This window comes from Oscillibacter sp. CU971, from assembly GCF_905219725.1.
Lineage (GTDB): Bacteria > Bacillota > Clostridia > Oscillospirales > Oscillospiraceae > Oscillibacter.
In genome coordinates this window covers 1-6,626 of the sequence record NZ_CAJMXG010000170.1, presented here as the reverse complement: position 1 = coordinate 6,626, position 6,626 = coordinate 1, and the positions used below count along the sequence as shown (strand labels likewise).

General features: G+C 51.9%; 7 protein-coding genes. 1 reads left to right on the top strand and 6 read right to left on the bottom strand.

Translation table 11 applies throughout. The features are described from left to right. Window positions 1-149: 149 nt before the first annotated feature. The 5 genes from JX325_RS11340 to JX325_RS11320 all read right to left on the bottom strand — a co-directional run bounded on the left by JX325_RS11340 (window position 150) and on the right by JX325_RS11320 (window position 4,820). Window positions 150-545, bottom strand: a complete 396-nt coding sequence (locus JX325_RS11340; RefSeq protein WP_204791234.1) for a hypothetical protein — start codon at window positions 543-545, stop codon at window positions 150-152. Window positions 546-631: 86 nt separating this feature from the next. Then, window positions 632-1,393, bottom strand: a complete 762-nt coding sequence (locus tag JX325_RS11335; RefSeq protein WP_204791233.1) for a DUF169 domain-containing protein — start codon at window positions 1,391-1,393, stop codon at window positions 632-634. Window positions 1,394-1,424: 31 nt separating this feature from the next. Beyond that, window positions 1,425-2,939 (bottom strand): sodium:solute symporter, encoded by a 1,515-nt coding sequence (locus JX325_RS11330; RefSeq protein ID WP_204791232.1) that lies wholly within the window; start codon window positions 2,937-2,939, stop codon window positions 1,425-1,427. A 200-nt stretch (window positions 2,940-3,139) separates the two neighbouring features. Continuing rightward, window positions 3,140-4,462, bottom strand: a complete 1,323-nt coding sequence (locus JX325_RS11325) for an acetyl-CoA hydrolase/transferase family protein (protein WP_204791231.1) — start codon at window positions 4,460-4,462, stop codon at window positions 3,140-3,142. Window positions 4,463-4,655: 193 nt separating this feature from the next. After that, window positions 4,656-4,820, bottom strand: coding sequence for a hypothetical protein (locus tag JX325_RS11320; protein ID WP_204791230.1), 165 nt, complete (start codon window positions 4,818-4,820; stop codon window positions 4,656-4,658). 176 nt (window positions 4,821-4,996) lie between these two features. Between JX325_RS11320 and JX325_RS11315 the strand changes: the two genes are divergently transcribed. Next, on the top strand, window positions 4,997-5,362 hold the full coding sequence (locus JX325_RS11315; protein WP_204791229.1) for a helix-turn-helix transcriptional regulator: 366 nt from the start codon (window positions 4,997-4,999) through the stop codon (window positions 5,360-5,362). A gap of 182 nt (window positions 5,363-5,544) precedes the next feature. Here the strand turns inward: JX325_RS11315 and JX325_RS11310 are convergent. Next, window positions 5,545-6,626: relaxase/mobilization nuclease domain-containing protein (locus tag JX325_RS11310; protein WP_204791228.1), on the bottom strand; the 1,082-nt coding region annotated here is incomplete at its 5' end.

Here is a 6,626-nt window from a genome sequence, read left to right as displayed (position 1 = left end):
AGCGTCATGACTGCGATGTGATCCTCTATAGTGAGGAAAACCTGTTGAAGTGGTTTAAACCCAATTTCATTTACTTTTTTAACTGCCATGCTGCATCTCCTATTATTTTCGAGCATCCATAAATAACACTTTGGGCTGCTCCATAGCTTTCAGTCCGGTTTAGAATGTACCCATATTACGTGTTGTCCTAAAGACGGACATTCCAAATCGCAGATCAAAGGGACCCGCAGGTTAAACAGGGATTGCGGGGTAACTGGGCTGGATGGCTCCTTGTTGGGTGCGTCTTTATCCGAGCTGCCCTGCTGTAATTGCTGGATATCCACACAAGAACAAAAGGTTTTCAGATCGGAGCGCAGAAAGCACATCCAAATGTCTTTATTTTGGTTGATGTAGTCCTGAACCAGCCATATTTCATACCAAAGGCCAGCGAGGGCAACTGCCGCCGCCAAAGGCTGTAACTTCATTACCGCAATATGGTTTTCGATGGTTAAACATATCTCTTGGAGTTTATGATGGCCTATTTCCTTTATTTCCTGGACCGACATTGTATTCTCCTGTTACGTCTGCAACGGATGGAGCCGTTACAGCTTCCCATAACGGCTCCATCATCGCTATGCAGACGTCGATTGCGTCAGAACTTCAGGTAAGAGGCCGGAAGCCCCTCGGTAATATCCGTCGTCAGGCTGGAAGGGGCAATCGGGTGCCGAAGCCCGTTTTTGAACATCTTCCCCAGCCCGTCCACGCACCGGAGGACATGATCCGGTGTCAGCGTGACACGCAGCTCCCACTCGCCTACGCCGCTGAACTTGCAGTCCGCAAAGCAGGGGAGGGCCAAGGACGGTTTCCCGGTCATAAAGGTCCGCGTCCAGGAATCCGAGCAGGTGGACTCGCCCGTGAAAGTAAATTCCAGTTTTTCGTAGTTGTCGAACTGATAAGCGGCAAACAGCATGAACGCCTGGGAAGGGCTGATGTTCATGATTACCACATCCGGCTCAATGCGGCCGGCGTCGATAGGGGAGGCAACGACCGCATAGTATTTGGAGTCAACGCAGTTCAGCGCCGCATGATGTCCCCTGGCCGCTTCGCTGTTGCCATACCAGACACCCTCGAATACCTTTCCGCTGTACCATTCCTCGTCGCGTTCCACAAGGCCATGCACGCCCCGGCAGTAGTTGTTATGGATGTTTTCAGGCTTGCACGCGGAGGTCCACCCAAACTGGAAGGCATGACCCACCACCATGCAGGGCGCGTAATGTTTTTCGTGGATGCGTACTTTCGGGATTGCGTTCAGCTCCTCCTCCGTGGCAATCCACTTCATCCCGACCGGGGTGTACATCAAATGGAGATATCTTTTCAGATCAGCAGTAATCTGTTTCCACTCATAGGTTCCCATAAGTCTTTACCCTTCTTTCCTTATTTGGTTGTTACGGTTCAGTAACGGTATCCTCAACACCCACGAACATTTTTTCTGCATGAGCAGGGTCCATAGGCTTGAACAGGGGAATACCGATCAGGGTCAGCACCACGCTGATAAAGCCGCCGATGCCGCAGCACTGATATACGGAACCGATAATGTGCCCGAAGTAGAGGATGCAGAAGGAAGCGCACCCGCCGATAGAGCCGAGCAGAGCTGCGCCCTTTCCGGCTTTTTTGCTGTACAGGCCGACTACCACAGGACCGGCAACAGCGGACATGATGGTTCCAGCTGCGGACCACAGCATAACCGTCAGGTTGGACGGCTTGGAAAACGCAATGGGAATCGCTATGATGCCGATTACATAGACGGACCACTTCATCACGGACATCGTAACCTTCTCCGTCTTGGCTTCATCCACTTCGACTCCCTGGCGGCGCTTGCTGCCCATGTAGATTTTGTTATACCAAGTGTTGCCGATAACCACGCTCATGTACAGCAGGATACCGTCCACAGTGGACATGGAGGCCGCAAGAATGACGCACAGGAACACCGCGGAAACAATCTCCGGGTAAACTTCGGTGATAAACCAGGGAAGCGCGTTATCCATGCCGCTGACTGTCTCGCCGATACCCTCCGGCAGAAGGATTCGGGTGTAGGAGCCGCCCAAGACAACACAGCCCATGATGAACATACAAATAGCAGTGTAGATGATGAACTTTTTGATGTCCCGGTCGTTTTTCAGATAGGTGCATTTGCCGATAATCTGGGGGTTCATAGTCCACCACAGATGGGCTATAAACATCCAGAACACGGCAAAGGCAGTCGGGTATCCTCCGTTGTTGGGGTTGACGCTCAGCGCCAGATTCGGGTCGATTTCAGATAGCAGCCTGGGTACTTCCGTAAACACATTTCCAAAAAGGAAGAAGCCGGTAAAGAATATAATCAACGCCAAAACGCACATCAAGGCACCCTGGGCCACATTTGTATACACATGGGCATAAGTGCCGCCCATGGAAATGTAGATGATGATGACCACAGCGGCGATGCAGACGCCTACCTGATAGGAGATGTTGGGGACCATGTGGTTGATTACGATGCCCACGCCCACCAGCTGAGAGGCGACATACAGGATTTGCAGGAGGCTCACCAGCCCCAAGAATACTCGCAACCCCTCGCTGCCATAACGGTCGGCCACCCAATCCGCTACACTTGCCGCATGGATGTTCTTGTTGACCCGGCGATATCTTCTGGCGATAAAGCACAGGCACAGGCAGGTGGTAGTCCATTGGGATGCCCAGAACCAGATGTTTGTAATGCCGTAGGCAAAGCCCTGTCCGGCAACGCCAAGGAAATACCCGGCGCTGGAAAACGTGGCCGCATAGGTGATAGCGGTTGCCAAGGGGCTGATGTCGCCGGACCCGGCGGCGTAGGATTCAACCGACGTTACCCGCTTCGACGCCTTCCATCCAAGCGCGATCATTCCGGCAACATAGAGCGTTGCCAATATAATGAAATAAACCATATCCTTCCTCCTTTGTGCATTCCCAATTTTTTACTTGACTCCCTTGAACGTGAAGTGGACCGCAACGCCCAGCAGGACCGCCATACAGGCTTCAAACACGAAGAACCAATGTAAAACTGTCATTTCGCTCTCTCCTTTCCCACTTATTTTGCGGAGGCGCTGGTTTCTGACGGCACAGGGCCGTCAAAGCACGGGCCGTCTCAACTGTGGGAAAGGAAATTTTCATCTTCCCCGTAGCGTTCCTTGTAAGCGGCCCATAACTCCTCGTGGAATTTGGGGTGAGCAATACCGATCAGCAGCTTGGCCCGCTCCCGCAGGGATTTGCCCCGCAGATTGGCGATGCCGTACTCTGTGACAATGTAGTGAGTGTCGGTCCGGGGGGTGGTAACGGTGGTTCCGGCCTCAAAAACCGGGACGATTCTGGAAAGCGTCCCCTTCTTGGCGGTAGACGGCATGGCAAGAATGGCCTTTCCGCCGGGGGACAGGAAGGAGCCCCGGATGTAGTCCAGTTGACCGCCGACGCCGCTGAACTGCTGGATTCCCATGGACTCGGAGTTTACCTGCCCATTGAAGTCAACCTGCAAGCAGGAGTTGATGGAAACCATTTTTCTGTTCTGCCCGATGACCCAAGGGTCGTTGACGTGATCGACGGGGAGCACTTCCACGTCGGGATTGTTATGTACAAAGTCGTAAAGCCGCTGGCTTCCCATCAGGAAGGCAACCACGATTTTACCTTTGTGGATGGTCTTTTTTGCCCCGTTGATGATTCCTTTCTCATACAAATCAATTACACCGTCGGCAATCATTTCGGAATGGATGCCCAGGTCTTTCTTGTCCGTCAGGGATTTCAGAACCGCGTCGGGAATGGAGCCGATGCCAAGCTGCAAGGTGGAACCATCCTCGATCAAGCTGGCGCAGTTCCGGCCAATGGCCGCTTCCACCTCCCCAACAGGCCCGGATTCCATTGTCGGCAGGGGAGTGTCAGCCTCCACCAGATAGTCGATCTTGGAAACGTGAATGTGGGAATCTCCGTATGTACGGGGAAGATTCCGGTTCACCTGAGCGATCACAACCTTTGCGACCTGGGTGGCGGGCAGCGTACCACCTACGGAAACGCCCAGGGAGCAGAAGCCGTGTTCATCCGGCGGCGTTACCGAAATCAGCACCGCGTCAATGGGCAGCGTCCCGTCCCGGAAATAGCGGGGGCACTGTCCGAAATAGGTTGGCGTAAAGTCCGCCAGATTTTGAGCGACGGCCTTGCGGTTGCTTCCGCTGATAAAGAGGCCGTTAAACCGCAGGTGCCCCTGCATCTCCGGCGCGCAGTATTCAGAGCCGAACAGCGTGACCCAATGTACCAGCTCCACGTTTTCATACTGCCTGTAGTTCCGGCACATGGCTTCCACCAAGGCCGGAGGCTGGTTTGCGGCGTGGCCGATCAGGACCCGGCTGTTGTTCGGGATGTGCGTGACCGCCTCGTCTGCCGTGACGAGGCGGCTTTGGTAGACCGTTTTCCAATTTTCCATTAGGACCCTCCTTGTTTTCTACAGCTTCATCTTTAAGTTACCCGTATGTGAGAACCTGTCTTTAGAATGGCCTGAGTCCGCATAATAGGACCAGCTTTTACTGAAACAGCAAAGCACGTCTATTTCCAGCGATATTGGCCATTTCAAAAATGCGCCCTCCCCTCCTATCAGGTATGTATCTCACTCGGGCTCCTTACGCATTTTTCTGGGGTGGCATCCCCGCCCTACTGACAAGCTCATTTTTTACACCGTTCTCGGCAACTTCCGCCAATCGAACCAATGTCATGAAATAAGCCTGGTTTTTGGGAGACAATCGCTTTAGTATTTCAATTGTTTCCTTAATGGTCTTATCATCCATCACGATACCTCTTATTAAGATTATGATATAGTAATACCATGAACTTAATATTTTGTCAATGGGTTTTATTAAGTTAATGATAAAAACATAGTATGGCGGTCTTGAAATTCATTCCTTTATATGGTAAAGTAACTTTATAAGGGTATTTCAGCAGAAAGCAGATAAGGAGAGTATCAATGACTTCAAGGTTAAAGCAGCTTCGCAAGACGTTGAAAATAAATCAGACCAATTTTGCAAAACAGCTCGGGATTACACAAACTGCATATTCCATGATTGAAAATGGAAATAATCCGTTGTCTGACCGATATATAAAGGTGATTTCCTCTGTTTTTGGGGTAAATGAAGCATGGCTGCGAACAGGTGATGGCGATATGTTTTACTCATCGCCCTATGAAAAGGAATTTACTGAAATATTCGGTAGTCTTGTCCCTGCCACCCAAGAATACCTCTTGCTTATGGCGCGTGAACTGCTGGCAACGCAGGAGCGGTTACTAAACCCGCCGACAGAGCAGCAAAGTTGTTCCCCTGGAACAAGTGAATGAGCTGGCATTATTGATACCCAACAATCAAAAAAGAAAAGGCCGATAATTTGAAACCGGAAGTTCTCCTCCAGCACCAAAGAGCCGAGGTGGATATGGCTGCTTTGGCAAAGAAGGTTATGGCTAATTTCCACAAAAAAGTAAAAAAGCCTCCCATACCACTGGCATGGGAGGCTTTTTTACAGTCAACGCACGGGTTTCTGTTCCGTATTCTGTTTTTGCTTCTCCGGGGCTAAACCGAGGATTTTATCCACGTTCTGCTTTGCCGTCCGGTAGGAGATCATATCCTGCCGGAGTGCCTTGTACTGCGTGTACTGCTCCTGCTTTTCAGCCAGCAGAGCGGCATACTGTTCGGAGAGTTGGGCCACCTTGGGAATGGGCTTGCCGCCCAAGGCGTCAAAGGCTTTCTTCGCCGCCTCATGCTGGGCGATCTCCGCCCCATGCTCCGCCAGAAATTCCTTTTTGTGGCGGGACTTTTTATAAGCGGCGTAGACCTCCCGTGTCTTGGAGTAGTTGATGATATGGGTCTTTAGCTGGGCAACCTCGGCCATCCGTGCCTCCAACTGCTTGATACGGCTGGAAACAGCGTTAAACCGCTCACTGGTCTGCTCCACCCGGGCCGTCAGGTCGTCATAGTCGGTCAGGTCGTTCTCAACCAGGAAATTGAGGGTTTTAGCGGCCTCTTTGAGATTAAAAATCTTCGCCCAACGCTCATACCCCGCACCTTTGCCAGCCGCCATCTTCGCTTGAATGTCAATGAGCATGTTGACCTTCCGGCCAGCGTGGGGAACGGACCTTTTCGCCGCTGTAGATCGCCCGCCCCGGTGGGTACTGCGCTCCCGCAGGGCCTCCCTGGTATAGTCGGCCCCCAGCTTATTGGAACGAGTGAAGCGGTCCCAGCCGGGTGCGCGGAAGGACAGTGTTTTGCCCTCTTTGACCTCATAGCCCTCGGCCCGCATTTTCTCAAGGAAATCATCATAATCCCGGCAGTCGGGGAGTACCCGGTCAATGGTCTGGCGCAGACGTTCTTTGTGACTGCGCCCATGTTTGGCCGCTTCCATTTCCCTCTGCTTCTGTTCTCTTGCGGTCGGTTTGGGATTTTCAATGACAGAAAAGCCGTGCGCCCTGCACAGCTCGTCATTGAGCTGCCGGAGAATCAGGTAAGAATCTTTGGGATTTAAAAATTTACCGTCACAGTTGAGATTGGTGCTGTTAAATTCTATGTGCGTGTGAATGTGGCCTTTGTCCACATGGGTAGACACAACAA